The 25,951-nt window shown below is 56.4% G+C and carries 32 protein-coding genes; 12 read left to right on the top strand and 20 right to left on the bottom strand.

Annotated features, from left to right (window positions below; all coding sequences use genetic code 11):
* Positions 1-86 precede the first annotated feature (86 nt).
* Complete coding sequence (gene mbfA / locus ACXLHR_RS11160; protein WP_458791509.1) at positions 87-1,064, top strand: iron exporter MbfA; 978 nt, start codon at positions 87-89, stop codon at positions 1,062-1,064.
* Here mbfA and ACXLHR_RS11155 read toward each other — a convergent pair.
* From ACXLHR_RS11155 to ACXLHR_RS11135, 5 genes are read right to left on the bottom strand one after another with little or no spacing between them, the layout of a single operon-like run.
* Positions 1,061-1,639: a GNAT family N-acetyltransferase gene (locus ACXLHR_RS11155; protein ID WP_458791508.1), complete on the bottom strand. Its 579-nt coding sequence runs from the start codon at positions 1,637-1,639 to the stop codon at positions 1,061-1,063. The two genes, mbfA and ACXLHR_RS11155, sit on opposite strands and share 4 nt — an antisense overlap.
* Complete coding sequence (locus tag ACXLHR_RS11150; RefSeq protein ID WP_458791507.1) at positions 1,636-3,681, bottom strand: molybdopterin-binding protein; 2,046 nt, start codon at positions 3,679-3,681, stop codon at positions 1,636-1,638. The genes ACXLHR_RS11155 and ACXLHR_RS11150 overlap by 4 nt, the downstream gene beginning before the upstream one ends.
* The gene (gene mobB / locus ACXLHR_RS11145) at positions 3,678-4,169 is read right to left on the bottom strand and encodes a molybdopterin-guanine dinucleotide biosynthesis protein B (RefSeq protein ID WP_458791506.1); all 492 of its coding nucleotides are present in this window, start codon (positions 4,167-4,169) and stop codon (positions 3,678-3,680) included. Before mobB ends, ACXLHR_RS11150 begins: the two co-directional genes overlap by 4 nt.
* Positions 4,166-4,753 carry a molybdenum cofactor guanylyltransferase MobA gene (mobA, locus tag ACXLHR_RS11140; protein ID WP_458791505.1) on the bottom strand — a complete coding sequence of 196 codons (588 nt, stop codon included), beginning with the start codon at positions 4,751-4,753 and terminating at the stop codon, positions 4,166-4,168. The genes mobB and mobA overlap by 4 nt, the downstream gene beginning before the upstream one ends.
* Complete coding sequence (locus tag ACXLHR_RS11135; RefSeq protein ID WP_458791504.1) at positions 4,750-5,634, bottom strand: formate dehydrogenase accessory sulfurtransferase FdhD; 885 nt, start codon at positions 5,632-5,634, stop codon at positions 4,750-4,752. The genes mobA and ACXLHR_RS11135 overlap by 4 nt, the downstream gene beginning before the upstream one ends.
* A gap of 62 nt (positions 5,635-5,696) precedes the next feature.
* Here ACXLHR_RS11135 and ACXLHR_RS11130 point away from each other — a divergent pair, with 62 nt between their 5' ends.
* Together ACXLHR_RS11130 and ACXLHR_RS11125 are read left to right on the top strand one after the other, a co-directional pair.
* Positions 5,697-6,407 (top strand): AzlC family ABC transporter permease, encoded by a 711-nt coding sequence (locus ACXLHR_RS11130; protein ID WP_458791503.1) that lies wholly within the window; start codon positions 5,697-5,699, stop codon positions 6,405-6,407.
* Positions 6,404-6,739 (top strand): AzlD domain-containing protein, encoded by a 336-nt coding sequence (locus ACXLHR_RS11125; RefSeq protein WP_458791502.1) that lies wholly within the window; start codon positions 6,404-6,406, stop codon positions 6,737-6,739. The genes ACXLHR_RS11130 and ACXLHR_RS11125 overlap by 4 nt, the downstream gene beginning before the upstream one ends.
* Here the strand turns inward: ACXLHR_RS11125 and ACXLHR_RS11120 are convergent.
* From ACXLHR_RS11120 to ACXLHR_RS11105, 4 genes are all read right to left on the bottom strand, one after another.
* Entirely contained in the window at positions 6,723-7,346 is a 624-nt protein-coding gene (locus tag ACXLHR_RS11120) for a hypothetical protein (protein WP_458791501.1), read from the bottom strand. The two genes, ACXLHR_RS11125 and ACXLHR_RS11120, sit on opposite strands and share 17 nt — an antisense overlap.
* A gap of 3 nt (positions 7,347-7,349) precedes the next feature.
* Entirely contained in the window at positions 7,350-7,484 is a 135-nt protein-coding gene (locus ACXLHR_RS11115; protein ID WP_458791500.1) for an aa3-type cytochrome c oxidase subunit IV, read from the bottom strand.
* A 63-nt stretch (positions 7,485-7,547) separates the two neighbouring features.
* Positions 7,548-8,030 (bottom strand): DUF6173 family protein, encoded by a 483-nt coding sequence (locus ACXLHR_RS11110; protein ID WP_458791499.1) that lies wholly within the window; start codon positions 8,028-8,030, stop codon positions 7,548-7,550.
* On the bottom strand, positions 8,027-8,488 hold the full coding sequence (locus ACXLHR_RS11105) for an Lrp/AsnC family transcriptional regulator (RefSeq protein ID WP_458792529.1): 462 nt from the start codon (positions 8,486-8,488) through the stop codon (positions 8,027-8,029). Before ACXLHR_RS11105 ends, ACXLHR_RS11110 begins: the two co-directional genes overlap by 4 nt.
* A gap of 238 nt (positions 8,489-8,726) precedes the next feature.
* On the opposite strand from ACXLHR_RS11105, the gene ACXLHR_RS11100 reads away from it, so the two are divergent.
* On the top strand, positions 8,727-9,428 hold the full coding sequence (locus ACXLHR_RS11100) for a class II glutamine amidotransferase (RefSeq protein ID WP_458791498.1): 702 nt from the start codon (positions 8,727-8,729) through the stop codon (positions 9,426-9,428).
* Here ACXLHR_RS11100 and ACXLHR_RS11095 read toward each other — a convergent pair.
* Positions 9,414-10,460 (bottom strand): MBL fold metallo-hydrolase, encoded by a 1,047-nt coding sequence (locus tag ACXLHR_RS11095; RefSeq protein WP_458791497.1) that lies wholly within the window; start codon positions 10,458-10,460, stop codon positions 9,414-9,416. The two genes, ACXLHR_RS11100 and ACXLHR_RS11095, sit on opposite strands and share 15 nt — an antisense overlap.
* Entirely contained in the window at positions 10,460-12,151 is a 1,692-nt protein-coding gene (locus ACXLHR_RS11090) for an acyl-CoA dehydrogenase (RefSeq protein WP_458791496.1), read from the bottom strand. The genes ACXLHR_RS11095 and ACXLHR_RS11090 overlap by 1 nt, the downstream gene beginning before the upstream one ends.
* Positions 12,152-12,259: 108 nt before the next feature.
* Between ACXLHR_RS11090 and ACXLHR_RS11085 the strand changes: the two genes are divergently transcribed.
* A complete protein-coding gene (locus tag ACXLHR_RS11085; protein ID WP_458791495.1) occupies positions 12,260-13,210 on the top strand; it encodes an L-threonylcarbamoyladenylate synthase in 951 nt (316 codons plus the stop codon).
* Here the strand turns inward: ACXLHR_RS11085 and ACXLHR_RS11080 are convergent.
* From ACXLHR_RS11080 to ubiA, 3 genes are all read right to left on the bottom strand, one after another.
* Positions 13,207-13,533 carry a hypothetical protein gene (locus ACXLHR_RS11080; RefSeq protein WP_458791494.1) on the bottom strand — a complete coding sequence of 109 codons (327 nt, stop codon included), beginning with the start codon at positions 13,531-13,533 and terminating at the stop codon, positions 13,207-13,209. The genes ACXLHR_RS11085 and ACXLHR_RS11080 overlap by 4 nt on opposite strands.
* A gap of 16 nt (positions 13,534-13,549) precedes the next feature.
* Entirely contained in the window at positions 13,550-15,427 is a 1,878-nt protein-coding gene (locus tag ACXLHR_RS11075; RefSeq protein ID WP_458791493.1) for an OmpA family protein, read from the bottom strand.
* 62 nt (positions 15,428-15,489) lie between these two features.
* On the bottom strand, positions 15,490-16,446 hold the full coding sequence (gene ubiA / locus ACXLHR_RS11070) for a 4-hydroxybenzoate octaprenyltransferase (RefSeq protein WP_458791492.1): 957 nt from the start codon (positions 16,444-16,446) through the stop codon (positions 15,490-15,492).
* 109 nt (positions 16,447-16,555) lie between these two features.
* Between ubiA and ACXLHR_RS11065 the strand changes: the two genes are divergently transcribed.
* The 5 genes from ACXLHR_RS11065 to ACXLHR_RS11045 all read left to right on the top strand — a co-directional run bounded on the left by ACXLHR_RS11065 (position 16,556) and on the right by ACXLHR_RS11045 (position 19,756).
* Entirely contained in the window at positions 16,556-17,185 is a 630-nt protein-coding gene (locus ACXLHR_RS11065) for a 16S rRNA (uracil(1498)-N(3))-methyltransferase (protein ID WP_458791491.1), read from the top strand.
* 32 nt (positions 17,186-17,217) lie between these two features.
* Positions 17,218-17,412: a hypothetical protein gene (locus ACXLHR_RS11060; RefSeq protein ID WP_458791490.1), complete on the top strand. Its 195-nt coding sequence runs from the start codon at positions 17,218-17,220 to the stop codon at positions 17,410-17,412.
* The gene (locus ACXLHR_RS11055) at positions 17,405-17,923 is read left to right on the top strand and encodes a hypothetical protein (protein ID WP_458791489.1); all 519 of its coding nucleotides are present in this window, start codon (positions 17,405-17,407) and stop codon (positions 17,921-17,923) included. Before ACXLHR_RS11060 ends, ACXLHR_RS11055 begins: the two co-directional genes overlap by 8 nt.
* Before the next feature lie 62 nt (positions 17,924-17,985).
* Positions 17,986-19,356: a glutamate--cysteine ligase gene (locus tag ACXLHR_RS11050; RefSeq protein WP_458791488.1), complete on the top strand. Its 1,371-nt coding sequence runs from the start codon at positions 17,986-17,988 to the stop codon at positions 19,354-19,356.
* 58 nt (positions 19,357-19,414) lie between these two features.
* Positions 19,415-19,756: a hypothetical protein gene (locus tag ACXLHR_RS11045; RefSeq protein ID WP_458791487.1), complete on the top strand. Its 342-nt coding sequence runs from the start codon at positions 19,415-19,417 to the stop codon at positions 19,754-19,756.
* Between the two features lie 3 nt (positions 19,757-19,759).
* Here ACXLHR_RS11045 and plsY read toward each other — a convergent pair whose 3' ends face one another.
* The 5 genes from plsY to ACXLHR_RS11020 are packed head-to-tail and all read right to left on the bottom strand — an operon-like array spanning position 19,760 to position 23,708.
* Positions 19,760-20,365 carry a glycerol-3-phosphate 1-O-acyltransferase PlsY gene (plsY, locus tag ACXLHR_RS11040; protein ID WP_458791486.1) on the bottom strand — a complete coding sequence of 202 codons (606 nt, stop codon included), beginning with the start codon at positions 20,363-20,365 and terminating at the stop codon, positions 19,760-19,762.
* Positions 20,365-21,648, bottom strand: a complete 1,284-nt coding sequence (gene pyrC / locus ACXLHR_RS11035; protein ID WP_458791485.1) for a dihydroorotase — start codon at positions 21,646-21,648, stop codon at positions 20,365-20,367. Before pyrC ends, plsY begins: the two co-directional genes overlap by 1 nt.
* Positions 21,645-22,244 (bottom strand): hypothetical protein, encoded by a 600-nt coding sequence (locus ACXLHR_RS11030; RefSeq protein WP_458791484.1) that lies wholly within the window; start codon positions 22,242-22,244, stop codon positions 21,645-21,647. Before ACXLHR_RS11030 ends, pyrC begins: the two co-directional genes overlap by 4 nt.
* 1 nt (position 22,245) lies before the next feature.
* The gene (locus tag ACXLHR_RS11025) at positions 22,246-22,764 is read right to left on the bottom strand and encodes a hypothetical protein (protein ID WP_458791483.1); all 519 of its coding nucleotides are present in this window, start codon (positions 22,762-22,764) and stop codon (positions 22,246-22,248) included.
* Positions 22,758-23,708 carry an aspartate carbamoyltransferase catalytic subunit gene (locus tag ACXLHR_RS11020; protein WP_458791482.1) on the bottom strand — a complete coding sequence of 317 codons (951 nt, stop codon included), beginning with the start codon at positions 23,706-23,708 and terminating at the stop codon, positions 22,758-22,760. Before ACXLHR_RS11020 ends, ACXLHR_RS11025 begins: the two co-directional genes overlap by 7 nt.
* A gap of 99 nt (positions 23,709-23,807) precedes the next feature.
* On the opposite strand from ACXLHR_RS11020, the gene ACXLHR_RS11015 reads away from it, so the two are divergent.
* A complete protein-coding gene (locus ACXLHR_RS11015; protein WP_458791481.1) occupies positions 23,808-24,593 on the top strand; it encodes a uracil-DNA glycosylase in 786 nt (261 codons plus the stop codon).
* Positions 24,590-25,114, top strand: coding sequence for a molybdenum cofactor biosynthesis protein B (moaB, locus tag ACXLHR_RS11010; protein WP_458791480.1), 525 nt, complete (start codon positions 24,590-24,592; stop codon positions 25,112-25,114). The genes ACXLHR_RS11015 and moaB overlap by 4 nt, the downstream gene beginning before the upstream one ends.
* Here moaB and ACXLHR_RS11005 read toward each other — a convergent pair.
* Complete coding sequence (locus ACXLHR_RS11005) at positions 25,111-25,905, bottom strand: protein-disulfide reductase DsbD domain-containing protein (RefSeq protein WP_458791479.1); 795 nt, start codon at positions 25,903-25,905, stop codon at positions 25,111-25,113. The genes moaB and ACXLHR_RS11005 overlap by 4 nt on opposite strands.
* Between the last annotated feature and the right edge of the window lie 46 nt (positions 25,906-25,951).

Raw genomic sequence — 25,951 nt, 5'->3', positions numbered from 1 at the left:
AATGCGCCGGGCCTTCTTGTTTGTAGGGGCTTGCATTGGTCGAAAATTGGCGTAAATTAGAACCATTCTAATAATGAGGTCCCCGCATGATCCCTGGATTTGCAAACCGTCGTCGTTTTCGTGATCTGTCAGAACAGGAAATTCTCGCCCTTGCGATTTCAAGCGAGGAAGATGACGCTCGCATTTATCGCAGCTACGCAGAAATGCTGCGCAAGGATTTTGCGGCAAGTGCTGCGGTATTCGACGGTATGGCTGCAGAAGAGGACGGCCATCGGCGGTTGCTGATCGACCTGCACGTGTCCCGCTTTGGCGAGGTTATTCCTCTGATCCGCCGTGAACATGTGTCTGGCTTTTACGCGCGACGACCTATTTGGTTGGTCGAAAACCTTGGCATCGAACGTATCCGCGACGAGGCCGCGCAGATGGAACGCGACGCAGAGCGGTTTTATCGCGCGGCAGCGGCCAACACGGGTGACGCTGCGACGCGCAAATTGCTGGGTGATCTGGCCGCAGCAGAGGCGGGCCATTCGGAAACGGCCACGCAGTTGGAGAATACGCACCTTGATGAAAGCGAGCGTAGTGCTGAGGAAACCGCAGCACATCGCCAATTCATTCTGACATGGGTGCAGCCCGGGTTAGCTGGCCTGATGGACGGGTCTGTCTCGACACTCGCGCCTATTTTCGCTGTGGCCTTTGCGACCCAAGATACATGGACAACATTCCTCGTGGGCCTTGCGGCGTCGGTTGGCGCAGGCATCTCGATGGGCTTTACCGAGGCCGCGTCGGATGACGGGCAAATTTCTGGTCGTGGGTCACCAATCAAGCGCGGAATCGCGGCGGGTATCATGACGACGGTGGGCGGATTGGGCCATGCTTTGCCGTATCTGATCACCGATTTCTGGACCGCCACAACCATCGCACTGATCGTTGTATTTGTTGAGTTGTGGGCGATCGCATGGATCCAGAACCGCTACATGCAGACCCCGTTTTGGAAGGCTGCGTTCCAAGTGGTTTTGGGCGGTGCATTGGTCTTTGCAGCTGGTGCGCTCATCGGCTCTGGCTAAACCTCGCGCACCATCGTGGTGGCGGCGCTAAATCCAAACAGGTGGCGCAAAGGGCCGAGTGAATGTGTATCTTTGGCGACAAACCCCATCCGTTCATATAACGCGCGGGCGCGGGGATTGGTATCTATCACATCCAGTCGAACCTCGGCGTAGCCGCGCCTGCGCCCCTCTGCGATAATCGCGCGAAGCAGCGCACTTCCGACCCCTTTGCCACGTGCGGCTTCATCCACAAAAATTCCGTCCATCAGGAACCTTTTATTCTCTGTGTCGCGCTCTAATAACGATAAAAGCGCGATCCGCCATGTGGCACCGACCCAGCCATAATGCTGCGCCAGCTCGCGCAACGTGCCATCAACAAGCGCGCCTTCATAAGTTTTGAAACCCGCCACGCCCAAAAGAGTGCCATGGGTATCATGTGCGCAAATCGCGTGATCCGTGTCCAGCACTTGTTCGATAAACGCGCGTGCTTTCCATTCTGGACGCATGACACGGCCCAATTTCGTGCCAAACGCCTCCCAGTAAAGCGCGGCGACTTTTGCCCGATCTTCTGGCGCAATCCCGTTGGTCAGGATCATAATCCATACTCTGTGAAGGGAATGAAACGCACAAGGTCACCTTGGCTAATATTCTGCGCCGCGTCGCTTAACTCGACCAAGCCCGTTGCCCATGACAGCCCCGAAACGCGGCCCGATCCTTCGGATGCAAATGCCACAACTTTGCCGTCCTCAATGCGTGCGCGGATATATTCGCGCCGTCCCGCTTTCTTGGATTTGGCAAAGCCTGCAGGCATAGGATAGCCTTGTGGTTCGTTCCAGTCGCCGCCCGCCAAAACGCTAAGCGCAGGGCGTGCGAAAACAAGCGCGCAGACCATCGCCGCGACGGGATTTCCGGGCAAGCCTAACACCGGCGTATCGTGCCATAACCCTAGGGCCAAAGGGCGTCCCGGTTTCATCGCGATCCGCCAAAGTGCGAGCGATCCCGTGCCTTGCAAGAGTGCCGACATGTGGTCTTCGTCGCCTGCTGACGCGCCGCCTGACGTCAGGATGACGTCGCATTTTTTGGCCGCTTGATCCAAAGTTTTGCGCAGCTTTTTGCGGTGATCAGGTGCGCAACCAAGGTCGATGACCTTGTGCCCCCACGCCGCAACAGTGGCGCATAACATTGGGCGATTGGCGTCGTAAATTTGATCAGAGCGCGCAGCTTGTCCCGCTTGTGCCAACTCGTCGCCAGTAGACAACACTCCAACACGCAAACGACGGCTCACACAAACGCGCCCGACACCAGCAGCGGTGATCGTGGCCAGATCAGCAGGGGTCAGGATGCGCCCCGCAGCCATGATCGTCTGACCTTGGACCATATCTTCGCCCGCTTTACGCGCATTGGCGCCAAGGCGTAGCGGCCCGTTAAACAGCAGCTGCGTGTCTTGGGTCGCGACGTCTTCTTGCAGCACGACGGTGTCAACGCCCGACGGCAAAGCGGCCCCGGTCAGGATGCGAATGGCGTGACCGGCAGGGACCGTGCCCGCGTATGGCGCACCCGCTGCCGCGCGTCCGTTCAGCAGGGTATATTGCCGCTCACCAGCTTCGGCAGGCCCCGCAAAACCATAGCCATCAACGGCAGAATTCGGGGTCGGTGGGTGCGCGCGTTTAGCCGTGATATCTGTGGCAAGAATACGGCCAGCCGCCTTTTGAATGCGGATTTCTTTGTGCCCGACGACACACGCAAGGTGGTTGCGTAGATGCGCATGGGCATCATCCACAGGCGTCCAATACGCGCCTTGCGGCATGGCAAAGCAATCGTTGCGCAGTGGCGGCGGTCGGTTCTGCATGACGCCCAAAATCCACCCCTCCAGCGGGGCGACGACGTCCATGGTCCGCTTCAAAGCTTGTGGGGCCATCTGTGCAAAGTGATTGGCGGTGACCTGCACCTGAAAAGCGTCTTTGATCATGTCATCAGGCCCGGCGTCCGTAAACATACTCGGCCAGATTTCGGCAATGACGATAGGTGTATCTGGCGTTTCAAACGGCCAAACGGAAAGGTCGGTCTTGAAGGTTTCGCGCAGGCGATAAAGCACGGGCAACCCCATGATCACTTGCGACCCGACGGCGCCTGCGCCAGATAACTGCCAGCATGTAAAGCTGCCTCTGGCGCGAGCTTCGACCTGTCGTTTCTCGGCAAAGGGGTTTGCTGTGCGCGCCAACCCTTTGCGTGGCAGGTCCACAATATTGCGTTTTAACCCGTTGCCCCAAAACGGGCCAATGCCGTCAAACATGCCATTCAACTTGCCCGCCACATCAAAACGATTGTTGGTGTCTGGGGTGTCCGTCACATGATCAGAAAACCAGCGCCAAAGTGCAAAAGGGTCGTCAGATCCGGTGACCGCCTTGCCAAATCCAGCCGGATAGCCAAAAGGAAAATCAAAGCCCGCGAGCACGCGACGCCCTGCGGCAATCTCATTATGAAAAAGCTCGTTCAGCCAAATTTCGACCAACTGCCTGTTACGAAAATAAATCGGATCTTGTCCTGCAATACAGGTCCAAATCGCATCCTTGACAGGTTTAGGCCCGCGATCATTACCGCCTGACCAATCGACCATAACATATGTATCAAACCTCATAACCCAACCTGCATAAGGATGAAATCAGCGATGGCTTTGGTGTCATCAAGGTCGAATTGCGGCTGCGTTGCGATGACAGGGCAGTCGGCGGCAAGCGCTATGATAGTTGGGTCGTTAGGGGCCAGCAACGTGCCGTGTGTGGCAGCGCGATAGGTCTCTATCTTAGGATGGCTGTCGCGCTTATACCCTTCAATCAGGATCAAATCGACGGGATCCAACTTGGTCAAAAGCGTGTCTAATGCGGGTTCCTCTGCACCGCGCAATTCCGACATCAGCGCCCAACGTGCGCCAGATGAAAGCAGCACTTGCGACGCGCCCGCTGTGCGGTGCCGGTAGCTGTCTTTGCCTTCGTGATCGACGTCAAAACTGTGATGGGCATGTTTGATCGTAGAGACTGAAAACCCGCGCTGCGTGATCTCGGTGACCAGCCGTTCCATCAGGCCGGTTTTGCCAGTGTTCTTATAGCCGACGACGCCAAATATTCTCATAGCATGGCCTGTGCCGTGACCAAGTCGTCAGGCGTGTTCACGTTGAAAAACGCGGCGCTGTCGGGGAATATGGCGGTTGCTGCATTGTGCTGGCTGGTCCACATCATAACCTTGCGCAAACCGTCATTCAGGGCCGCGCGCAGATCATCACGCAAGCGCACGGGCCAAAGACCAAAGGTTGGCTGCCGTCCATCGGCGGTTGCCGCGAGCGCAAGATCAACACCTGCAAGTTCGGCTGCAAGCTGTAATTGCGGGACCACATCACAGGGCAGAAATGGCGTATCGGCGGCGGCGGTTACAATTTGATCAAACCCTTTTTCAGCCGCCCAATCCAAACCCGCAAGAACCCCCGAAAGCGGCCCCGCAAACCCTGCGATACTGTCGGCGATCACAGGCAGACCAAGGCTGGAAAACCGTGCGCCGTCGCCGTTAGCATTTAACGCAAGGCCTGCAACTTGCGGCTCGAACCGCGCAATCACATGGGTGATGATCGGTTGACTGCCAAGCTGCAAAAGCCCCTTGTCGCCGCCGCCCATGCGGGTCGCTTGTCCGCCCGCGAGGATTACACCAAGTGGTTGTTTCAAGTGTCCGCCCCTTTACGTCCAGACTTGCGTGGTTCGTCGGCGACTTGATCGGGGTCTGCATCGCGGATCAACCGCTCTTCGCCCGCCAGACACACAAACCGTTTGCCGCGCATACGTCCGATCAGGGTCAGGCCAACTTGTTGTGCAATCTCGACGCCCCAAGCGGTAAAGCCCGACCGCGATGCCAGCGCGGGAATACCCATCAGTGCACATTTGATCACCATTTCAGAGGTCAAGCGACCCGTGGTATAAAGCATTTTGTCAGACGGATCGACGCCCTCTGACAACATCCAACCTGCGATTTTATCAACGGCGTTATGGCGGCCCACGTCTTCCATATAGACAAGCGTGCGATCACCTTGGCACAGTACCGTCCCGTGAATAGCGCCCGCAGTCAGGTAGAGCGACTGGGTCGTATTGATCTTGGCCGCAAGCGCGTAGAGGTGCGATGTGCGCAGCGGTGTCGCGGGCAGAGTGACCCCCTCAAGACCCTCCATCATGTCGCCAAAAACGGTGCCAACTGCGCAGCCGCTGGTGCGGGTTTTCTTGGCCAGCTTGTCCTCGAACGTGGTGGTTGAGGCGGTGCGCACGACGGCGACTTCCAACTCTGCGTCGTAATCCACACCTAATAAATCATCTGCATCGCGCAGCATGCCTTGATTGCGCAAAAAACCAAGCGCCAGATATTCAGGATAGTCACCGATTGTCATCGCGGTCACGATCTCACGCGAATTAAGGTAGATCGTCAGTGGTTTTTCTTCGACCACATTCAGGTCAACACGGGCGCCGGTGTGATCAGTGCCCTGCACCTGCCGCGTCAGTGTTTGCCCTGATGATAACGGTGCAATTATATAGGCATCAGAGGACTCATGAACTGTCATTTGTATTTCCTGCAAGCTGCGCGTAGGTCTGGCGTGTATTCCATCCAAGCTAGGCGAAACCGATGACTGCTGCCACCACCAAATCTGTCTTTCGGGCGGGTATCCGCGACGGACTACCGTTCATTTTTATCGTTATCCCCTTTGCTACACTTTTTGGTGTTGTGGCGATTGAGGCGGGCCTATCGCTGGCGCAGACTATGGGCTTTACGGTGCTGGTGATCGCAGGGGCGGCGCAGTTTGCAGCCGTGCAATTGATGCTTGATAACGCCGCAATCGGGTTTGTTTTATTGGCGGCGCTGGCCGTGAACCTGCGCATGGCGATGTATTCGGCCTCGCTTGCAACCTATATCGGTGACGCGCCGTTGTGGCAGCGGGCATTGGTCAGTTATCTGAATTTTGACCAATCCTATATGATGGCAATGAGCAAATACGAAGACTCCCCCGACATGAGCGTGTCTGATCGTGTGTATTATTTCCTTGGCATATCAACGGTGATTGCGCCGATCTGGACGCTGACAACATTGATCGGTGCGCTGATCGGCTCCGCAATCCCCGATGCAATGGCGTTGGATTTCATCTTGCCCATCGCCTTTTTGTCGATGGTGGCCCCGATGGTACGCACTTTGGCGCATTTGGCGGCGGCGTTGATGTCGATCTTGGTGGCGCTGTTGCTGATCGGATTGCCGTCAGGTAGCGGACTATTGATCGCCGCAGTCTGTGCAATGGCTGCGGGCGTGGCGGTTGAAAGCTGGATGGAAAGGGCGCGCGCATGACTTATTCTACCATCGAGATCTGGTTCATCATCGGGACTTTGGCGGTCGGCACTTTCCTGATCCGGTTTTCATTTCTGGGGCTGATTGGCGGAAAAAACATGCCGCCGTTGGTGCTGCGGATGTTGCGTTATACGCCTGTGGCCGTTTTGCCAGGTATGGTAGCACCGTTAGTGTTCTGGCCCGAGGCGACGGGCGGGCAACCCGATCTGGTGCGCTTGCTTGCGGCCTTGGCTGCCGTTGGTGTCGCCTATTGGACAAAGAAAGTTGTCTGGGGCATGGCCGCAGGTGCCGTCACGTTTTACGCTGGCTTGGCGCTTACTGGTCTGCTGTAAGGGCTGCGTTGATTTCGGCAGCAGCAGCGGCGTTATTATCCGCATCGTTCTCGCGGAATTCGCGCATCGTGACGCCGGGCAATGCAGCAAATCGGTCACGCAGTTTGTCAGGAAAGTAGGTGGTCCGCAGCGTCTCGAAACCCGCCAATTGACGCAGGATCAAAGATGTCGCACGGGTGCAAGCCATCTGCGCCACGGGACCGTTCGCCAAGACCAATTGCAAGGCTTTCTCAGCAACCTCTGGCGAAACCTCTATCTTGTGGGCTTGTACATAATAGGAGGCACGGGCGTGGTAGCTGATGTAATACTGCTCAATATTTGGCGATATGCCGAATAGGACATCATTGCGTTCCGGGATTGTCGGGCTTTGAAAACTGCCTGCAGGATCAAACAAAACACGCTGGCTGGCGTCAACCAGCAGCGCGGAATGCGCGCCATTGTCGCTACCGACATTCAACATAGTCAGTAGCGTCAGCGATTTGGGACCAGTGCCACGGTAAATCGCCGCATCAACAGCATCTTGTTGCGCCCAAACTTGCGTACCACTAGCAGCACCACAAGCAGTCAGCGCCAAAGGCGCACCAAGAATAAAGCTGCGACGTTGCATGAATTAGCCGTTAACCAGCGCCATAAAAATCAAAACGCCGATGGAAAAAAGTGCAACTTTTGTGCTCATGCTTATAAAGCCTTGAAACGTCTTTTGCTGTACGGAAATATCCATTTCGCCATGCTTGTGGTCGGCCATATCAGGTATCCTTTTTAAACGAAGTCTCTGTCGCAAATCGCATAGACGATTATTGTGGGTATGTCACGCAGTCTCGTCGCTGCGATCCAACTCGCGCGCAAGCTGAAATCCGATCCGGTTTGGTTCGACTTGATCGATTTGTTTAGGGCTCGCCATTAACATCACATTTAGCTGGCTAACATGCTGGATTAACTGGGTCTTTGCGCCGCTTTCATTGGTGCCATAATAGGTTACAATATCGGGGTCATAGTATCCCAATCCGTCGATTTTGATCATGCCCGCACCACCACCTGCAAACCCCAAACCGACCTCATGGTCGTTATCCAGCTGCTTTTCAAAGTGCTGGATATACAAGATAATCCGCTCGTAAGCCCATTGCGCAGGACTTTTTTTAGCGTTTGATTCCTTTAACGCCTTGGGAAGGTTGGCAGCATCAGGGCAGGGGGTGTCGGCGTTTACATGCACTTCGCGCAGACCCGGCAGGTGCAGATTTTCCATCGCATCAGCAGAGGTTTCAATGGTCGCTTGGGCTTTAGTATCAGTCATAAGGGTACCGCCGTTGTATCTTTGATCTCTTCCATAACAAAACTAGCGGAAATATCCGAAACCGAAATACGCGAAGTTAATTTTTTGTAAAATGCATCATAGGCAGGCACGTCGGCCACGCGCACGCGTAGCACATAATCCAGATCTCCGGTCATGCGGTAGGCGCCCACAACTTCGGGCATGGCGGCGAGGGCGATCTGGAATTTTTGCATCCAATCCGCGGCATGTGCATTGGTGCGGATCATCACCATCGCTGTCAGCGGACAGCCGACAGCGGCGGGATTGACCAGAGCGACGCGGCCCTTGATCACCCCTGCGGCCTCCATCTGCTTGATCCGCCGCCAGCAAGCATTGCGCGACAGCACGACCACCTCACTAATGGCATCTACAGAAGCATTTGCATCGCGTTGAAGGATTTTTAAAATATTTCGATCGATAGTATCAACAATGTGGGCCATATTGGGATTATATCCCAATACTATTTGCTACTGCAACAATAATTGGGATGAAATATGTCATGGATTTGGATAAGTTAACACAACATCTCCGTCGTAAGGAAAACCATATGTCAGATGCGACCCATTCACTAACCCGCCATAAGCTCATGCACCTGCGCACCCATATCGAGGCGCGACGTTAAGTATGTGTCGGATCGCGGCATATACCGGACCTGCCATCCCGCTAGAAAACATCATCGTGCGTCCCGCACATTCGCTACTGGATCAAAGCCAACACGCGACCGAGGCCAAGCTTGCTGTGAATGGTGACGGCTTTGGCATCGTGTGGTACGGAGAAGCCCGTTTCCCCGGTCTTTACCGCGATGTTCTGCCCGCTTGGGCCGATGATAACCTGACGAACCTGTGCCGCATGGTGCGCTCGCACCATTTCATTGCGCATGTGCGGGCTAGCACGATGGGCGAAACCAGCCGTGCAAATTGTCATCCTTTTGCTTTTGAGAATTGGTCGTTTTGCCATAACGGTCAAATCCCGCATTTTCCTGCCATCAGACGCCAGATGGAAGCCGCCTTGCCTGATGATCTGTTTGCCGCCAAGCGTGGTAGCACCGATAGCGAAATGGTGTTTCTGACGCTTTTGGCCAACGGTCTGCGCGATGATCCTGCGGCGGCGATGCGTGCCACTTTGGCCGCAATTGGTCCCGCAACCGATGCTGGCCCGATCCGCCTGACCTGCGTGTTCTCGGACGGCGAAACGCTTTACGCTTTCCGCCACGCCTCCGATGGCAAATGTCCAACGCTGTACCGCTCTGGCGTATTGGACAATGGCGGCTTTGCGTTGGCCTCCGAGCCGCTGTGTGGCACGGCGGCAAAGTGGATCGAAATTCCGCCCGACACCATATGCCGCGTCACGGCAAGTGGCGCTGTTTCAATCGCCGCTTAATGCCTGATAATAATACGCGCCGTCGTCGCCTAATGTGCGCGACGCGCGTCCCGCTTTGTGCAGGTGGTTGACGTGGGCCAGCGCTTCGACCAGCGCAAGCCCGTATTCGCTGCGCCCGATACTCCGTTTGAACAACGACGCAAAGCACTGCCCTGCGCTTTTAGGCTCATCCAAGTATTTTTCCAATCGTATCAACGCACTATGGTGGTTCTCGACCATCTGATGCAGGCGCAGCGGCAGCCCCGTGAACGGTAATTTATGCCCGCCCAAAACCAGTTGATCGTCACGCGCGAACGGCATGAAACGCACGCAGGCCTCCAACCACTCAGCAACAGGATCAGCCTCCGGCTCGGTCGCATAGATTCCCAGATTAGCGCTGATCGAAGGTAGCAATTGATCCCCGCCAATCACCAAATTGTCGTCGCGGCTCCAGAATGTTGCGTGTTCGGGGGCATGGCCATTGCCCATGCGAATGTCCCAAATGCGGCCGCCGATCGTGATCGTGTCGCCCTCGGAAATGCGGGTAAAGCCCAGAGGCATCGGCGCGACACAATCGGCAAAATTGAACGGGCGTTCGACCTCGCGCAGCGCGTATTCCTCCTCCGACATGCCTGCTCGCCGATAAAACGTCAGCGTTTCCGGCGTCGGAACATCATGTGGATCTAGCGTTAGCATGCGCGCCATCAACCACGGCACGCGCGGCATAACCAGCTCCGCGCCATTCTTCACAAACCAACCCGCAAGCCCGACATGATCAGGGTGATGATGAGTCACGATCACCCGCCCCACAGGTTTGCCCGCAAGTGGCCCCGCGAGTAATTCCGCCCAAATGGCGCGGGACTTTTTCGACGAAAACCCAGTGTCGACCACAGTCCAGCTATCACCACAATCCAGCGCGTAGACATTCACATGGTCCAGCGCCATGGGCAGCGGCATACGCATCCACAACACGCCCTCAGCCACTTCTATCGCCTCGCCGGTTTTAGGCGGGTCAGCAAACGGATAGCGGATACTGCGAGTGTCGTTATTCATCAACATACCAAATCGTCGGCGGTAATCGCCATCAGGTCCGCTGCACCCTCGCGGGTATGGGCCAACAGGGCCACATGCTCTGGCAATAAACGGTTGATATAAAACGTCGCAATCCGCACGCGCCCCGCGTCACCTGCCATCGCCGCCGCCAAATGCGCATGCCCGCCCAAAACCCGCGCAAAAGCACGTAAGTAAGGCACAGCCCCCGCAAAACGGTCGGTCAGATCTTGCTCGACCAACCACTCGGTCGTCTCACGCAGTGTTTCTGCGGCATTCCAAACCGATTTGGCGAGCGCAGGATGGGCTGCTTTTGCAGCATCCGCTTGCGCTTCAATCTCGTCCAAAATCAAAAATGCCGCCTCGCCGTTATCCATCAATTTGCGTGCGACAAGGTCCATCGCTTGAATGCCGTTGGTGCCCTCGTAAATAGCACTCACGCGCACATCGCGGCTATACTGTGCCGCACCTGTTTCCTCAATATAGCCCATGCCGCCATGAACCTGAACACCTGTGTTCGCAACTTCGATACCAACGTCGGTGCCAAATGCCTTGCCGATAGGGGTCAGAAACGCGGCGCGTGCTTTCCATGTCGCCTCACCCGTGGCGGCAGTCATATCGATCGCCACAGCATTCATCAGCGCAATCGCGCGCGCAGCAAAAATATCGGCCTTCATACTGACAAGCATACGGCGCACATCGGCGTGTTCGATAATCGTGCCTTTTCCGCCCTGCTTTCGTTCCAGCGCATAAGCCAGCGCATGTTGATACGCACCCTCAGCCGCGCCTATCCCCTGCACGCCCACGCCAAGGCGCGCATTATTCATCATCGTGAACATGGCAGCCATGCCAGCATGGGCCTCGCCAATCAGCCAGCCCGTAGCACCCGAATATTCCATCACCGCAGTGGGTGATCCGTGTAGGCCCATCTTGTGCTCCAAACTCACGACACGCAGATCGTTTTTCGCGCCCAATGTGCCGTCCTCACTCGGGATCACCTTTGGCACGAGAAACAGGCTAATACCCTTGGTTCCCGCAACGCCATCGGGCAAGCGCGCCAACACAAGGTGACAGATATTGTCGGTAAAATCATTGTCGGCCCAGCTGATGTAAATCTTTTGACCCGTGATCGCATAGGTCCCGTCGCCATTTGGTTCGGCCTTGGAACGCAACGCACCCACATCCGATCCGGCCTGCGGCTCTGTCAGGTTCATCGTTCCGCACCATTCGCCCGAAATCAGCTTTGGCAGGTACAACGCCTTGATCGCATCGGACGCATGATGCTCTAGCGCCTCAATCTGGCCTTGGGTCATCAGCGGGTTCAATTGCAGCGACAGGCACGCGCTCGACATCATCTCGTTCACAGCCGTGGTTAGGGTCATTGGCAAGCCCATTCCGCCAACCTCTGGACTGGCCGACATGCCGATCCAGCCACCTTCTGCAATCGCCTTGTAGCCGCCATCAAATCCCGGCGAAGTACGCACGATACCGTTTTCAAGACGGGCAGGGTGCAGATCACCGCTCCGGTTTAGCGGGTATAGCACCGCTTCGCACATCTTTGCCGCTTCGGTCAGGATCGCGTCGGTCATATCCGGCGTGGCCTCTGAAAACCGGTCAGTCGCTACAACTTGGGAAAACCCTACCACATTTTCCAACAAAAAACGGTAGTCACCGACGGGGGCACGATATGGCATGGAAGTCTCCGGTATCTGGGCGACTTGGCAAAACCACGCGCCGCAAGTATGCATCTGTTAAATTCAGGGTATCGTAGCACGCCCGCCCATCAACAGAAACGCCACGTCATGACGATACTAGAAACAACAATTCTTGCAAGTAATGGCACCGGAGTGCAGGCGGCGGGCGATATTTTGCAGGCTGGCGGCTTGGTCGCGTTCCCAACAGAGACGGTTTACGGGCTGGGTGCCGATGCGCGTAATGACAGGGCCGTCGCTGCGATCTATGCGGCAAAGGGACGACCCAGTTTCAATCCCCTGATTGTGCATTTACCTGACGCGGTGCATGTGGCGCAGTATTGCCACATGCCGCAGGTCGCGAAAGACCTTGCTGCCGCGTTCTGGCCCGGTGCGTTGACGTTGGTGCTGCCTTTGCAGGCAGGTGCGGGGATATCGGCGCTGGTCACGGCGGGCTTGCAAACGCTTGCCGTACGGGTGCCGGATCACGCATTGGCACGGGACTTGCTGATAGCATTTGGTGGCCCCGTGGCTGCTCCTTCGGCCAACCCGTCAGGGCGTATCAGCCCGACAAGCGCCGACCATGTGATTGATGGGCTCTCAGGAAAAATAGACGCGATTGTGGATGGCGGATCCTGTGTGGTTGGGCTGGAATCAACAATAGTGGATTGCACTGGTAAGCCAGCATTGCTGCGGGCAGGGGGCATTTCCGCAGAAGAAATAGAGGCATGTCTGGGCTACGCGTTGCTTTACCCAAGCGACCTCGCAATGCCAAATTCCCCAGGACAACTGCTATCGCATTATGCACCACAAGGTAGCTTGCGTTTGAACGCAGTGCACGCTGAGGCGCATGAAACATGGCTGGGCTTTGGTGCGGTGAAGGCTGATCTGAACTTGTCAGTTCATGCTGATTTGCATGAAGCAGCAGCAAATTTGTTTAAGATGCTGCACCAGCTTGACGCAATGGGAGCCAAACATATCGCAGTGTCGCCGATCCCTGAAACGGGGCTTGGACACGCAATCAACGACCGCCTGAAACGTGCTGCCGCACCAAGGGATTAACCTTGGTTGTTGCGCTCGATGTAGTTGCGCATCTCTTCGGTTTCTTGACGGGCCTCACGCAAACCATCCATCGCGGCACGTAATTCGGCTTCGGTCTGGGACAGTTGATTGGTGATTTCTGCTTCGCGCTGCTGCAAATATGTGATCGCCTGATCGCGGGTTTCTTCGGCCTCGTGCAGGGCTTGCGCCATCTTATCCAACTCGCCGATCTCAGCCTTGGTCACGCGGGTAAAGCGATGCACAAGCCAGTTGGCAAACCAACCCAAACTAAAAGCCACAAACAAAATAATTGCGGTAGCGATGATAAATTCAGTTCTGTTCAACGTGTTGGTCCTGTCGTTATTCGCTTGCCGGCTCTTCAGCGGCGGCTTCAATTTCTTCTAAGGCAGTTGGCTCTTCGGGGGTCGTCTCGGGCTGGATCAGCGAGAATTCGATGCGGCGGTTCGCTTCGCGGCCGTCTTCGGTATCGTTGGACGCAATCGGGTCTTCTTCGCCAAAGCCGATGGCTTCAAACGTATTTACCGGCACACGGCGCATACGCAGGGCGTCCAAAACCGCCGTAGCGCGTGTCTGACTTAATTGCTGGTTCATTTCGACGCCACCTTGGCTATCGGTAAAACCGGCGATCTGAATGCGCAGATCATGACATTTTTTCAAGATCTCGGCAATGTCATCGACCACGTTCTGCGTCTCGGAGGTGATCGACGCCGAACCCGGATCAAACAGAATTTTGCGGTCCTCGGTAATGACGCCGATCTGCGCAATGCATTCTTCAGGTGTGGGCAGTCCGGCAATCGGGTCAAGCTGTTTGACATAAGTAACATCAAGCGAGAATTCTGCAGTCTGTCCTAATTTGTCGATTAGCAGGCGGGTGATATCGCCCTGCGCACTGGTATTGCCTGTGTTGCCCTTGATCGTGACCATGTCAGGTTCAACCGTGACAGAGCCGTTGGCCAAAGACGCCAAGGCTTCGATTCCGGCAAGCACACGCACCGCCCATCCAATCGGCAAATCATCAACGACCCGCGTGCCCATAGTGACATTCGCGCGGCCAAATTTCGCCATTGCATAGTTTTCAGCGGTCATATTGACCAGATCATCTGGCACTCTGCCACGTAACTGCACAGCACCTTCAGGGCTGCGCGTCGCGGTGAACTGTGGCGGTCCAGGGGCACCCGGCGTTGGTGCCGCGGGCAAACTCGCGTCCAGCGCAAAAACCTCTGGCAGCGCATTTTCCAACTCGCCGATCACACGGTCAAATTGGCCTTGATCCGTGCCAACAAGGGCGACCATTGAAATATCGGTGTCAGACAAGGTAACCGTGCCGCCGCCGAGGCTCTCGATTGCGTTGATGGATTGGACCACTGCCTTGGACCAAGTGCGCGAGGGCACGCCAAGCGCCTGCACGCAAGGGCCTCTGCCTACGAAGCCGGCCGCATTTGCCGCCGCCATAATCGCCGCTTCTGCCTCGGGGCTATCGGCGGCGCAGGCGTCAAAACTGACAGCGTCCTGATCTTTGGCAAACCTGACGGTAAACGGCGAAATCACCGGACGCGGCGCGGTGATCTGGATGCTCAGGCGCACGCCCTGCGGCGTGTTGCGAGCCAACGCAGATTGCAAACGGGCCTTCTCGGCGGGACTGTCCGAAATGGCGTTGATCGACACGCGCGTGGGCGACACGGAAATCTTGGAACGCGGCAACATTTCCAGCGCCCGCAACGCATAGTTCACCGCGTCGCGCCAGGTCTCCGGCACAGGGTAGTCCCCCGATTCCAGCAGGTCCGTTACCGTTTGCCCGTCCGCGATATCCGTGATCCGCTCGGCCAATTGTTCGCGATCGGTTTCAGTAGGGATCAAGCCGATTAACGACACGCCGCTATCATTTCTCAGAATTTCAATTGCAAAATCAGGCGCTGCAATGTTGAGTGATTCGGCTACACTCATGTTATCAATCACACGGCTTGCGTCCACGATCCGCCCTGCAGCAGATATCGCGCGGAACCGCACGGCTTCTGTCGGTGCCTCGCCTTCCAAAATCACCTGAAGCCCGTCACCCAGCACTGCAGTCCAGTCATAACCCCGATCTATAAGGGTTTCGCGCACCGATACCACTGACGTGTCCTCGACCACAGCCACAGTCGCACGGGCCGCAAAAACCGAAATGAGGGCGGCCAAGACAAAGACGCCAAGGCGGAGAAATAGAGAGGAAATGCGCATCTGCACCCGTTCAGCTGTAATTTGTTAATTTATTGCATATGCGGTGCGGCGCTTGGGTTCAATCACACGAACCACGCTACGGCGAAAAATGGCAAAGGGATCAGTCCAGCGTCGCGGTTCGAGCGGAACAGTTGCAGCAACTTCGCGCCGTCCTTGGGATCAAACCGCTGCAATTGCCACGACAAATGCCAACCCATCGCCAGTGGCCCGCCTAGTGCCACCACCAACGACAGAACCGAACGGTCACGACAAACCAAAACCACAGCAAAGCCCAGTAGAAATACTGTTCCCGCAAAGAACCCGCGCAGCCAGACCGGTGAGTTATCACCAAACAGCCGCGCCGTGGATTTCACGCCGATCAACGCGTCATCTTCGGCGTCCTGATGTGCGTAGATGGTGTCGTAAAACAGCGTCCAGCTGATTCCCGCCAAATAAATCACGACAGGCGTCCAGCTTACCGATCCTGCATGTGCCGCCCAAATCATCAACGCGCCCCAGTTGAACGCGATGCCTAAAAACACCTGCGGCCACCATGTAAAGCGCTTTGCAAACGGGTAAATCATCACAGGCACAATCGATAAAAATCCCAGCGCAATCGCGGCATTTGGCAGTGTCAGCAAAAACAGCAGTGACACCAATGACTGCACCAGCATCCAGCCTAATGCTGCGCGCACGCCCACTTGCCCCGATGGAATTGGACGCGAACGGGTCCGTGCCACCTGCACGTCAATATCGCGGTCAGTGATATCATTCCACGTACAGCCTGCACCGCGCATCAAAAACGCGCCAACACCCGCGCCAACCGCGATCCACAAATCAAACCAACCAGCTTGACCGTCCGCCAACATCGCCAGCGACAAGCCCCACAAACACGGCAAATACAGCAACCACGTCCCGATCGGCCGGTCCGCCCGCGACAGCCGCAAATAGGGCCGCGTCACCACAGGCGCATAGCGATCCACCCAATTTCCTGCACTGTCAGCAACAACACCCTCTGGCGTCTGGTCGTTCGGGGTCATATATTTGGCCTCATGGTAAATAAAGTTAGACTTTTTGTAGAGCACCCGCTGGGAGAAGGGGAAACCTGTTCCGCTATCGCGCGACCAGGCCCACTACCTATTTGGCGTGATGCGGATGATAGACGGCACTGTTTTATCCCTGATTAACGGGAAAGACGGCGAATGGGATGCACAGGTGGCGCAGTCCAGCAAAAAGGGCGGCATTTTAGAATGTGTGACCCAAACCAAGCCACTGCAAATGCCGCCTGATGTCTGGCTGCTGTTCGCGCCGATCCGCAAGGAACGCACCACGTTTATCGTGGAAAAAGCTACCGAGTTGGGGGCAGCCAAAATCATGCCCGTGCAAACCACCTACACCAACAACGCCGACCGCATCCGCGTGGATAAACTGCGTGCCAATGCATTGGAAGCAACAGAGCAATGCGGCGGAACATATGTGCCTGAAGTGACGGACCTCGAAAAACTGTCCAAAGTTCTTGCCGCGTGGGATCCATCCCGCAAATTAATGTTCTGCGACGAAACAATGATCGGCCAAGCCTCGGCCTTGACCGCCGACAAAGGCGGCCCTTGGGCGATCCTGATCGGCCCTGAAGGCGGCTTTTCGGACAAAGAACGCGACCACCTCCGTACACTTCCCTTCGCTCACCCCGTCAGCCTCGGACCGCGAATCCTCCGCGCCGACACCGCCGCCGTCGCCGCTCTTACCCTTTGGCAACAAGCCTTCGGCGACTGGTCGTGATTCTCGCAACGATTGCCGACACAGCTCGTATCATGGCGTATAAACCGCCGCAGGAACGCACGGCCCTTGCGCTTCATCTCGCCGATACACATGTGAAAGGTGTAACGCAGGTGGACCTGTTCGCGGCGATTTTCTGTGCTGCAAGGACCCACGAGGCCATCGGGTTTGGCCAAGTCAGAGGATTTACGATCGTGAACTATAACACGCCAAAGATAGCGAATGACTGAGTTCATGCGCCCCGCCGCCCGCGCCGCTCTTTGGCGTTGGCGCGAAGTGCTTGGCGCAATTGCCGTGGGCCTGATCGGGGTCTGGTGGACGATTGGCTCTATTGGAATTGTGCGCTGGCTGGGGATCATCCTCATCTTACTCGCTGTCATCGCCGGTCTCGCAGGCATCCAGCGCGCACGATTTCGCCAAACGGGGGCAGGACCGGGAATCGTCCAAGTTGCCGAACGCAGGCTTGCCTATTTTGGACCTCTTAACGGTGGTCAAATGGACATCGCTGACCTGACACGCTTAGAGCTTGACCCAACCAGCCACCCCGCACCAAGCTGGATACTGACCGGCATGGGTGGCCAATTCCTCGCAATCCCCATAAACGCCACTGGCGCGGAAGAGTTGTTTGATCTCTTTGGCAGCCTGCAAGGCATAAAAACCGAAGCCATGCTTGATGTGTTAGCACGCACTCCCTCTGCGCGGGTTGACGTTTGGACAAAGACCACACCACTCCTGCATTGACACCAGCGTGCTTTGGCTGCACCGATAAACCCCTAACCCAATTTGAAACGGAGCCTCCTTTCATGTCCATACCACAGTCCGGCGGCGGCCCGATCGAGCGGCACGAACAACTTGCAGAACTGCTCGCCAAAGGGTGCAAACCCAAAGAAGATTGGCGTATCGGCACCGAGCACGAGAAATTCGGCTACTGCCAAGACACGCTGAAACCGCTGCCCTACGAGGGCGAACGGTCGATCCACGCAGTGCTATCTGGCCTGCGGGACCGGTTCGACTGGACCCCCGTGGAAGAGGGCGGCAAGCTGATCGGCCTGAACAAGGGCCTCGCCAACGTCAGCTTGGAGCCAGGCGGCGCGTTGGAATTGTCTGGCGCACCTGTGGAAACAATCCACCAGACCTGCGACGAAGTGAACGACCACCTGCGCGAAGTGAAAGCAGTCTCTGACGAGATCGGCGTGAAATTCATCGGTCTTGGCGCAGCACCGCAATGGTCCCACGAAGAGATGCCGTTGATGCCCAAAGGGCGTTACGAGCTGATGAACAGCTACATGGAAAAAGTCGGCACCATGGGCACCGCGATGATGCGCCGGACCTGCACCGTGCAAGTGAACCTCGATTTCGGATCAGAGGCCGACATGGTGCAAAAACTGCGCGTGTCTTTGGCCCTGCAGCCCGTGGCGACAGCGCTTTTCGCCAACTCGCCGTTCTTTGAAGGCAAGGTCAATGGTCACAAATCATGGCGCGCAAAAATCTGGCGGCACCTCGACGCGGACCGCACAGGCATGTTGCCGTGGGTGTTCGAGGACGGCATGGGCTTCGAACGTTGGGCCGAGTGGGTGCTCGACGTGCCGATGTATTTTGTCTACCGCGATGGCAAATATATTAACGCGCTGGGCATGTCATTCCGCGACTTCCTGAAGGGCGAATTGCCTGCCTTGCCAGGTGAAAAACCAACGCTGTCTGACTGGGCTGACCACCTGACGACTGTTTTCCCCGAAGCGCGCATCAAACAATTCATCGAGATGCGCGGCGCGGACGGCGGTCCTTGGCGACGTTTGTGCGCTTTGCCTGCGTTCTGGGTCGGGCTGACCTACGACCAAACAGCGCTCGACGCCGCGTGGGACCTTTGCAAAGACTGGACCGCCGAGCAGCGCGACGCATTGCGCGTTGCAGCCTCTATCGACGGACTTCAGGCCAAGGTTGACGGCATCAACATGCACGATCTCGCCCGCGAAGTTGTGGCGATTTCAGAAGCAGGCCTGAAAGCCCGCGCGCGCCCCGGTGCTGGTGGCTTGGTCCCTGACGAAACCCACTTCCTCAACGCTCTGAAAGAAACCATCGAGACTGGCAAAACCCCTGCGGACGAGCTTTTGGATCACTACAACGGCGACTGGAACGGTGATCTGAACCGGATCTACGCAGAATATAGCTACTAAAATACGGCCATAATTCCGCCTCTATTGTTTCCTAAATTGGAACAATAGAGGGGTCTTTATGCCGTTTTTCCTAAACCCGCGCTTTGCGATGTTTCTGCTGATTGCTATGCCGTTGGCCGGCGGCGCTGTCGTGCATCCGCATGGCGCCAGCGCATTTATCATGGGTGCATGGGCAGGTACCTTGCTCGTCGCACCACCGTTGATGATCCTGCTGTGGATACTTGGCCTGCGCTCCATAGGCGACCTTTTGCGGCCCTTGGCGCGACTGCCTATACTTATAGGTCTGACCGCACTGATGTTTTACATGACGGGCACCGATATCGGGCTCGGCGGGCAATTGCTCGGCGGTGGCGCGCTGCTGCTGTGGCTGCGCCAAGGGCGCGGCGCACGTTTTATCTGACCACTACTTCTTGCCGATCCGCGTCTCTGTGCCTGCGCGCAACCGGCGAATATTTTCGGTATGACGAATATAAATCAATACCGCCAAAGTCACCGAAATCGCTGTTAACTGGCCGGTGGTAAACAGTGTCAACAGCACAGGCGTCCAGCCCGCAGCCATCAAAGCCGCCAGCGACGAGTAGCGGCTTACGGCTGCAACGGCCAACCAGATCACGCCCGCCATTAACCCGAAAGCAGGCGAAAGCGCGATCATGACGCCAAAATAGGTGGCCACCCCTTTACCGCCTTTGAACCGTAGCCATATCGGAAAACAATGGCCTAAAAACGCAGCCAAACCAGCAACCTGAGCTGCATCTTCACCCACAAAATGACGCGCGAGCAGAACAATCACCGCCCCTTTTCCCGCATCAAACAGCAGCGTCAGCGCTGCCGCTTTTTTGTTGCCTGTGCGCAAAACATTGGTCGCCCCGATATTTCCCGACCCGATTTCACGCAGGTTACCAAGGCCCATCAGCTTGGCTAAGATCATACCAAACGGGATTGACCCCAAGATATATCCGGCCAGCGCCCAAACTATCAGCAACTGCACAGATGTTTCAATTATCGGCATCAGGTGTCTCCTGTGACTAAAGTACCGCCAACCCAAGTGCCAAGCACAACACCCTGCATCCGAGCGCCGTCAAAGGGCGTGTTCTTGGATTTGGAATGCAGCTTGAAACGGTCCAGAATAAACGGCGCGTCAGGGTCAAACCAAACCAGATCGGCAGGCGCGCCCGCGTGCAAACGTCCTGTTGCCAAGCCTAGCAAATGCGACGGATTAAGTGACAAGGCGGCAAAGAGTTTGGGTAAGCTGATCATTTCGGCATGATAGAGACGCAGGGCTGCGGGCAGCAAGGTTTCAAGCCCCACCGCGCCACTCGCGGCCTCTTCAAACGGCAACCGCTTGCTTTCTTCATCCTGCGGCGTGTGCATTGAACAGATAATATCAATCAACCCTTCGGCCACAGCCTGCACAACAGCGACACGGTCTTCTTCCGAGCGTAGCGGTGGCTTCAGCTTAAAGAAGGTGCGATAATCCGCGACATCCAGCTCGTTCAGCGTCAGATGATGCACGCAAACGCCCGCGGTGATTTTCAGCCCGTTCCGCTTGGCGCGCTCCAATGCGGGCAGGGCGCGGGCGGTCGTAATCTGGTCAACATGATACCGCGCGCCCGTCATTTCGAGCAATGCAATATCGCGGTCCAAGCCCATACGCTCGGCCAGCGGGGACACAGACGGTAAACCGCGCAGGCTGGCGAACTTGCCCGAGGTGACAGCCGCACCATCAGAAAGGATAGGTTCCTGAACATGGCCAATCACCAATGCGTCTAGGGATCTGGCATAAGTCAGCGCGCGGCTGAACACTTTGGTGTTGGTCACAACGCGGTCGCAGTCGGTAAAGGCGACAGCGCCCGCGTCCTGCAAGAAACCGATCTCGGTCATCACTGCGCCATTGCGGCCTTTGGTCAATGCAGCCATCGGCAATACCCGCACAGGGGCATCAAGGGCTGCGCGACGGGCGGCAAACTCCAGCGTTTCCGGCGTATCAATCGCGGGCAAGGTATCAGGGCGGGTTACGATCGTCGTCACGCCCCCAGCCGCCGCGGCACGGCCAGCAGAGCGAAAACTCTCTTTGTGGCGCTCGCCGGGCTCCGACACTTTTACACCGACATCCACGATGCCGGGGGCCAGACATTTTCCTGCGCAATTTACGATCACCGCACCCTTGACCACAGGATCCGGATTTTCAAATACCTGCGCGATGATACCGTCAGACACCAGCAACGCGCCCATTAGATCGGTTTGTGCCACCGGATCGATCAGTCGGGCATTGATAAATAGCGTATCGGTCATGTCTTTGCCTTTTGTTGCAGGTTGCGCAGAAGCTTGTAAACTGCGGCACCATCTTCGATATTCAAAAACCCGATCTTGCCGTTATAGGTTTTACCGTCATTCCCGCGCCTGCTCGTTTTGGTAAAATAGACGGTGTCCGTTTTACCTTCACGCAATTCAACAGTGTTGCTTGCATCAATTGCATGGCTTTCCATTTTGTGGGTCCACCATGACTTTGCGATATAGGCGCGTTTGTCGGTAACCGCATAGCGCACAAAATGTGGTGCCAGCAAGGGCATCACCCATGTGCCGACGGTTAGCCCAAGCCCGACCGAGATAAATGGCAGGCTAAAGATCATCATGAAAACGCCGGTTCCCAAAACCAACGTGCCAGATCCTTCGAAAAGCGACGCGATACCAATGAAAAAAGTGGCGAGGCCCGCGAGCAGAAACGGCACACCAAAGATCGACAATCCGATCATGCCCCAAGTCCAGTTCAACACACCGGCAGGAGACGCCGACCACAACAATTCTTCGCGCTCCTGAAAGTAGTCCTCCCAGCGCGACGATTTTGGCATCGGCTGCAAGCGCTTGATAAGACTAACAATTTCTAACATGCTATCCGGCGATCCAGATCATGATGGCGACGATTAAGAACATCACGAGCAATGCAATCGTGGCAACCCGCCCCGACATGGCGGCCTGCGAGGGGGGCTTTTTACCTGATGGCGGCACAATCCCCTTGGCGCTGTCAGTGTGAATGGGCTGCGGCGCGGACATACTGGCTGATGCGCGCAACGTTGTGACAAGACGCACATCGGTCGGCAGATCAATCTTCATCGCATTGCCGCCAAACGCCGCCGACGTGACCAGAACCACCGTCCCAAACAACCCGCGCAGGGTCTCTGCATCGCGCGCCGATACCGGCATATCATAGCCTTTTTCAACGAGGTCGGCCAAACTCATATCCGTCAACATGCCCGGCGTAATCGCATCGACGTAATCCGTATTCAGCACGACGTTGCCAAATACTGCCATCAATGCCGCATCCGATTTTTCAACCAAGCCGTCAGGGGCGGGGCGGTTAAGCTCCAACACATAAATCGCGCCGTGGTCATTTGCGGGAATGCTTAGCATGCGATATCCTCGCGTCTGGCCCGCAGGTTGCGCGCAAGCAAATCCATTGCGGCCATCCGCACCGCCACACCCATTTCAACTTGGGTTTGAATGACCGAGCGGTTGATGTCATCCGCGATATTACCGTCGATCTCGACGCCGCGGTTCATCGGACCCGGATGCATGACAATCGCGTCGGGTTTTGCATGGGCGAGTTTGGCCGCATCCAGCCCGTAACGGTGGAAATATTCGCGCTCCGAGGGAATAAATCCTCCGTCCATACGCTCTTTTTGCAGACGCAGCATCATAACAACATCCACGTCGCGCAATCCTTCTTCCATGTCATCGAACACCTCGCAGCCCAACTCGGCCATACCCGTCGGCATCAAAGTCGGCGGGGCGATCAAGCGGATGCGGTTTTCCATTTTTCCAAGCAGCATAATGTTGGAACGGGCCACGCGGGAATGCGCGATATCACCACAAATCGCAATCGACAGCCGGTGCAATCGGCCCTTGGCACGGCGAATGGTCAGCGCGTCCAACAGGGCTTGGGTGGGGTGTTCATGACGCCCGTCACCGGCATTCAAAACCGCGCAATTGACCTTTTGCGCCAGCAGATCAACCGCGCCCGAATGGGGATGACGCACCACCAGCAAATCAGGGTGCATCGCGTTCAACGTCAAAGCAGTATCAATCAGGGTTTCGCCCTTGGTGATAGAGCTGGCCTGCATCGCCATGCTCATCACATCGGCACCCAACCGCTTGCCCGCCAACTCGAAACTCGCTTGCGTGCGTGTCGAATTTTCAAAGAACATGTTGATCTGGGTCAGCCCTGCAAGCACGTCTTTATGTCGTACACCACGGCGCGTTTGCTCGGCATATTGATCCGCCAAATCCAATAAAGTAGTGATCTCGACAGGGTTCAGGTGCTCGATCCCCAAAAGATGCTGCGCATTAAAAGTCATCACTCATCCTGTCTTTGTTTGCGTCGGTTATAGAAAACGCGCCGCGAGGTCGCAAGCGCGACCTTACACAACGCGCAAATCAAAGGTATGTGTTGGGTAATGGATTCTGTTGATACATATTGGTCCGACCGCGCATCGCTAGAATGGCAGGTCGAGATGGGGGCGACCGAGGCAATCTTGGACGCGCCCCTGAACCGCTATGAAGTCCCTGAAAAATTGGCGAAACCTGCTGTGGTCGAAGTGCCCAAAGGTCCGCCACCGATCCCTGTGCCCGTCAAAGTGGACTGCGTCGCCGAGGCCAAAATCGCCGCCGCTGGCGCGTTGGATTTGGAAGGGCTGCTCGCAAGTTTAAACGGGTTTACCCATTGCGATCTGCAAAAAGGTGCCCGCAATCTGGTATTCGCCGAAGGTGACCCTGCGGCGCGTGTGATGATTATTGGCGAGGCGCCGGAACGCGAGGAAGACCGCGCAGGGCTGGCCTTTGTCGGTGATGCGCGCAAGCTGCTGGAAAATATGTTTTCCGCAATTGATCTGGGGATTGAATCCACCCATGCAGGTTCTAAGGTTTACCTGACGGCGGCGATGCCTTGGGCCGCAGACAGCGTTGGCCCGCAACCCGCAGACATGCAAATGTTGACCCCGTTTCTGGAGCGTCATATCGCCTTGGCAAACCCTGATATATTGGTTCTGATGGGCAACACGGCTTGTCAAATGCTGCTTGGAAAAAAAGGCGTCAGCCGCCTGCGCGGGACATGGGCCGAGGTGATGGGGCGCCCAGCAATGCCAATGGCGCACCCCAAACAATTGCTGCAAAACCCCAGCGCAAAACGTGACGCCTGGGCGGACCTGTTAGCGATCAAATCAAAGCTGGAAAGCATGACATGAGCAAAGAATTTATCGCCGTCCGTATCGCGGTTTTGACGGTCAGTGACACGCGGACACCGCAGGACGATAGGTCCGGCGATGTGCTGGTAGAGCGTATCTCGCAGGCGGGTCATATGCTGGCAGAGCGCAAAATTATACGCGATGAGCGTGCTGAAATTGCGGATCAATTGCGGGCATGGTGCGCTGATCCTGCGGTCGATGTTGTGATCTCGACAGGTGGCACAGGGCTGACAGGGCGGGACGTGACCGTAGAGGCGCACCGCGACGTCTATGAGAAAGAAATCGACGCTTTTGGCACGGTTTTTACAATTGTGAGCATGAATAAAATAGGCACATCCGCGGTGCAAAGCCGTGCTACAGGTGGCGTGTCCAATGGCACATATCTGTTTGCGCTGCCGGGCAGTCCGGGCGCGTGCAAGGATGCGTGGGACGAGATTCTAGTCAAGCAGCTGGATTACCGGCACGCGCCGTGCAACTTTGTGGAAATCATGCCACGTCTGGACGAGCATTTGCGGCGCTAACCCGCGGCGCAGCCGACAATATCAATGGCGCGTGCGGCGCCCAAAACGGTCATGCGAATGCCAGACCGGTCCACCGCAAAACTGGTGCCATCAACGTGGATGAGCTCCGATGTGGCGGTAATTTCGGTGGCGGTACGTGTAACCTCTGGCTCTGATACCCAAACGTAAGGGTTTGAAGTCTCGATGATAATCGCCTCTGGTCCGTTTTGGGTCAGAGCGGTGGTTGTGGTGATTTTCATGCCGCCGTTGATAGGCTCGATTGCGCAAATCATCGTATCAATTCCCGCCTCTGTTGCGGTTTTCGGGCGGTTCAGCAGGGATGCTGCGATTGCTGCGTCGCGCTTTCCGCCGGTAGGCAGGACCGCATCAAAATCCAACGTCACAGGCACGCAAATTTGATCACAAACCCCGATCTCGATCTGTCCGGCCAGCCGCATTTCGCCCGCTGCGTTGGGGAATAGTTCAATCGGAATCGTCACGCTGTCGTGGTAGCCAATCGAGCGCATACCGTCTTGGTCGAAGACAACTGGCACAGGCCAGTGGAAGGCGGCAGAGGCAATGTTTGTTGAGCCACCCCAAGTAATTTGCGGCGGAATGCCCGCATCACCCGGCGCGCGCCAATAAGTTTTCCAGCCGTCCGCAAGGTCAATCCGCAGGCCTGCCATATGGCTACCAGACTTTGTTTGCCAACCCGTTAACACAGTGAGCGTTGTGGCGTGGTCGTTTGGTCCTGCGGACAGGGTGCTTGCGAAGGCGCAGAGTAATGCGGTGATGGACAGGGTGTGTTTCATGCAAGTGTTCATACCAAAATCGGGACCAATGGGAAGTCACATGCGC

Source organism: Yoonia sp. MH D7 (assembly GCF_054439475.1).
This window is presented reverse-complemented; position numbering and strand designations above follow the sequence as displayed.

Excerpts from the sequence above, each read along its gene's own strand:
- mbfA (WP_458791509.1), top strand. The coding sequence starts at position 87 with ATGATCCCTGGATTTGCAAACCGTCGTCGTTTTCGTGATCTGTCAGAA.
- ACXLHR_RS11155 (WP_458791508.1), bottom strand. The coding sequence starts at position 1,639 with ATGATCCTGACCAACGGGATTGCGCCAGAAGATCGGGCAAAAGTCGCC.
- ACXLHR_RS11150 (WP_458791507.1), bottom strand. The coding sequence starts at position 3,681 with ATGAGGTTTGATACATATGTTATGGTCGATTGGTCAGGCGGTAATGAT.
- mobB (WP_458791506.1), bottom strand. The coding sequence starts at position 4,169 with ATGAGAATATTTGGCGTCGTCGGCTATAAGAACACTGGCAAAACCGGC.
- ACXLHR_RS11135 (WP_458791504.1), bottom strand. The coding sequence starts at position 5,634 with ATGACAGTTCATGAGTCCTCTGATGCCTATATAATTGCACCGTTATCA.
- ACXLHR_RS11130 (WP_458791503.1), top strand. The coding sequence starts at position 5,697 with ATGACTGCTGCCACCACCAAATCTGTCTTTCGGGCGGGTATCCGCGAC.
- ACXLHR_RS11125 (WP_458791502.1), top strand. The coding sequence starts at position 6,404 with ATGACTTATTCTACCATCGAGATCTGGTTCATCATCGGGACTTTGGCG.
- ACXLHR_RS11120 (WP_458791501.1), bottom strand. The coding sequence starts at position 7,346 with ATGCAACGTCGCAGCTTTATTCTTGGTGCGCCTTTGGCGCTGACTGCT.
- ACXLHR_RS11115 (WP_458791500.1), bottom strand. The coding sequence starts at position 7,484 with ATGGCCGACCACAAGCATGGCGAAATGGATATTTCCGTACAGCAAAAG.
- ACXLHR_RS11110 (WP_458791499.1), bottom strand. The coding sequence starts at position 8,030 with ATGACTGATACTAAAGCCCAAGCGACCATTGAAACCTCTGCTGATGCG.
- ACXLHR_RS11105 (WP_458792529.1), bottom strand. The coding sequence starts at position 8,488 with ATGGCCCACATTGTTGATACTATCGATCGAAATATTTTAAAAATCCTT.
- ACXLHR_RS11095 (WP_458791497.1), bottom strand. The coding sequence starts at position 10,460 with ATGAATAACGACACTCGCAGTATCCGCTATCCGTTTGCTGACCCGCCT.
- ACXLHR_RS11090 (WP_458791496.1), bottom strand. The coding sequence starts at position 12,151 with ATGCCATATCGTGCCCCCGTCGGTGACTACCGTTTTTTGTTGGAAAAT.
- ACXLHR_RS11085 (WP_458791495.1), top strand. The coding sequence starts at position 12,260 with ATGACGATACTAGAAACAACAATTCTTGCAAGTAATGGCACCGGAGTG.
- ACXLHR_RS11075 (WP_458791493.1), bottom strand. The coding sequence starts at position 15,427 with ATGCGCATTTCCTCTCTATTTCTCCGCCTTGGCGTCTTTGTCTTGGCC.
- ubiA (WP_458791492.1), bottom strand. The coding sequence starts at position 16,446 with ATGACCCCGAACGACCAGACGCCAGAGGGTGTTGTTGCTGACAGTGCA.
- ACXLHR_RS11065 (WP_458791491.1), top strand. The coding sequence starts at position 16,556 with ATGCGGATGATAGACGGCACTGTTTTATCCCTGATTAACGGGAAAGAC.
- ACXLHR_RS11060 (WP_458791490.1), top strand. The coding sequence starts at position 17,218 with ATGGCGTATAAACCGCCGCAGGAACGCACGGCCCTTGCGCTTCATCTC.
- ACXLHR_RS11055 (WP_458791489.1), top strand. The coding sequence starts at position 17,405 with ATGACTGAGTTCATGCGCCCCGCCGCCCGCGCCGCTCTTTGGCGTTGG.
- ACXLHR_RS11050 (WP_458791488.1), top strand. The coding sequence starts at position 17,986 with ATGTCCATACCACAGTCCGGCGGCGGCCCGATCGAGCGGCACGAACAA.
- ACXLHR_RS11045 (WP_458791487.1), top strand. The coding sequence starts at position 19,415 with ATGCCGTTTTTCCTAAACCCGCGCTTTGCGATGTTTCTGCTGATTGCT.
- plsY (WP_458791486.1), bottom strand. The coding sequence starts at position 20,365 with ATGCCGATAATTGAAACATCTGTGCAGTTGCTGATAGTTTGGGCGCTG.
- pyrC (WP_458791485.1), bottom strand. The coding sequence starts at position 21,648 with ATGACCGATACGCTATTTATCAATGCCCGACTGATCGATCCGGTGGCA.
- ACXLHR_RS11030 (WP_458791484.1), bottom strand. The coding sequence starts at position 22,244 with ATGTTAGAAATTGTTAGTCTTATCAAGCGCTTGCAGCCGATGCCAAAA.
- ACXLHR_RS11025 (WP_458791483.1), bottom strand. The coding sequence starts at position 22,764 with ATGCTAAGCATTCCCGCAAATGACCACGGCGCGATTTATGTGTTGGAG.
- ACXLHR_RS11020 (WP_458791482.1), bottom strand. The coding sequence starts at position 23,708 with ATGACTTTTAATGCGCAGCATCTTTTGGGGATCGAGCACCTGAACCCT.
- ACXLHR_RS11015 (WP_458791481.1), top strand. The coding sequence starts at position 23,808 with ATGGATTCTGTTGATACATATTGGTCCGACCGCGCATCGCTAGAATGG.
- moaB (WP_458791480.1), top strand. The coding sequence starts at position 24,590 with ATGAGCAAAGAATTTATCGCCGTCCGTATCGCGGTTTTGACGGTCAGT.
- ACXLHR_RS11005 (WP_458791479.1), bottom strand. The coding sequence starts at position 25,905 with ATGAAACACACCCTGTCCATCACCGCATTACTCTGCGCCTTCGCAAGC.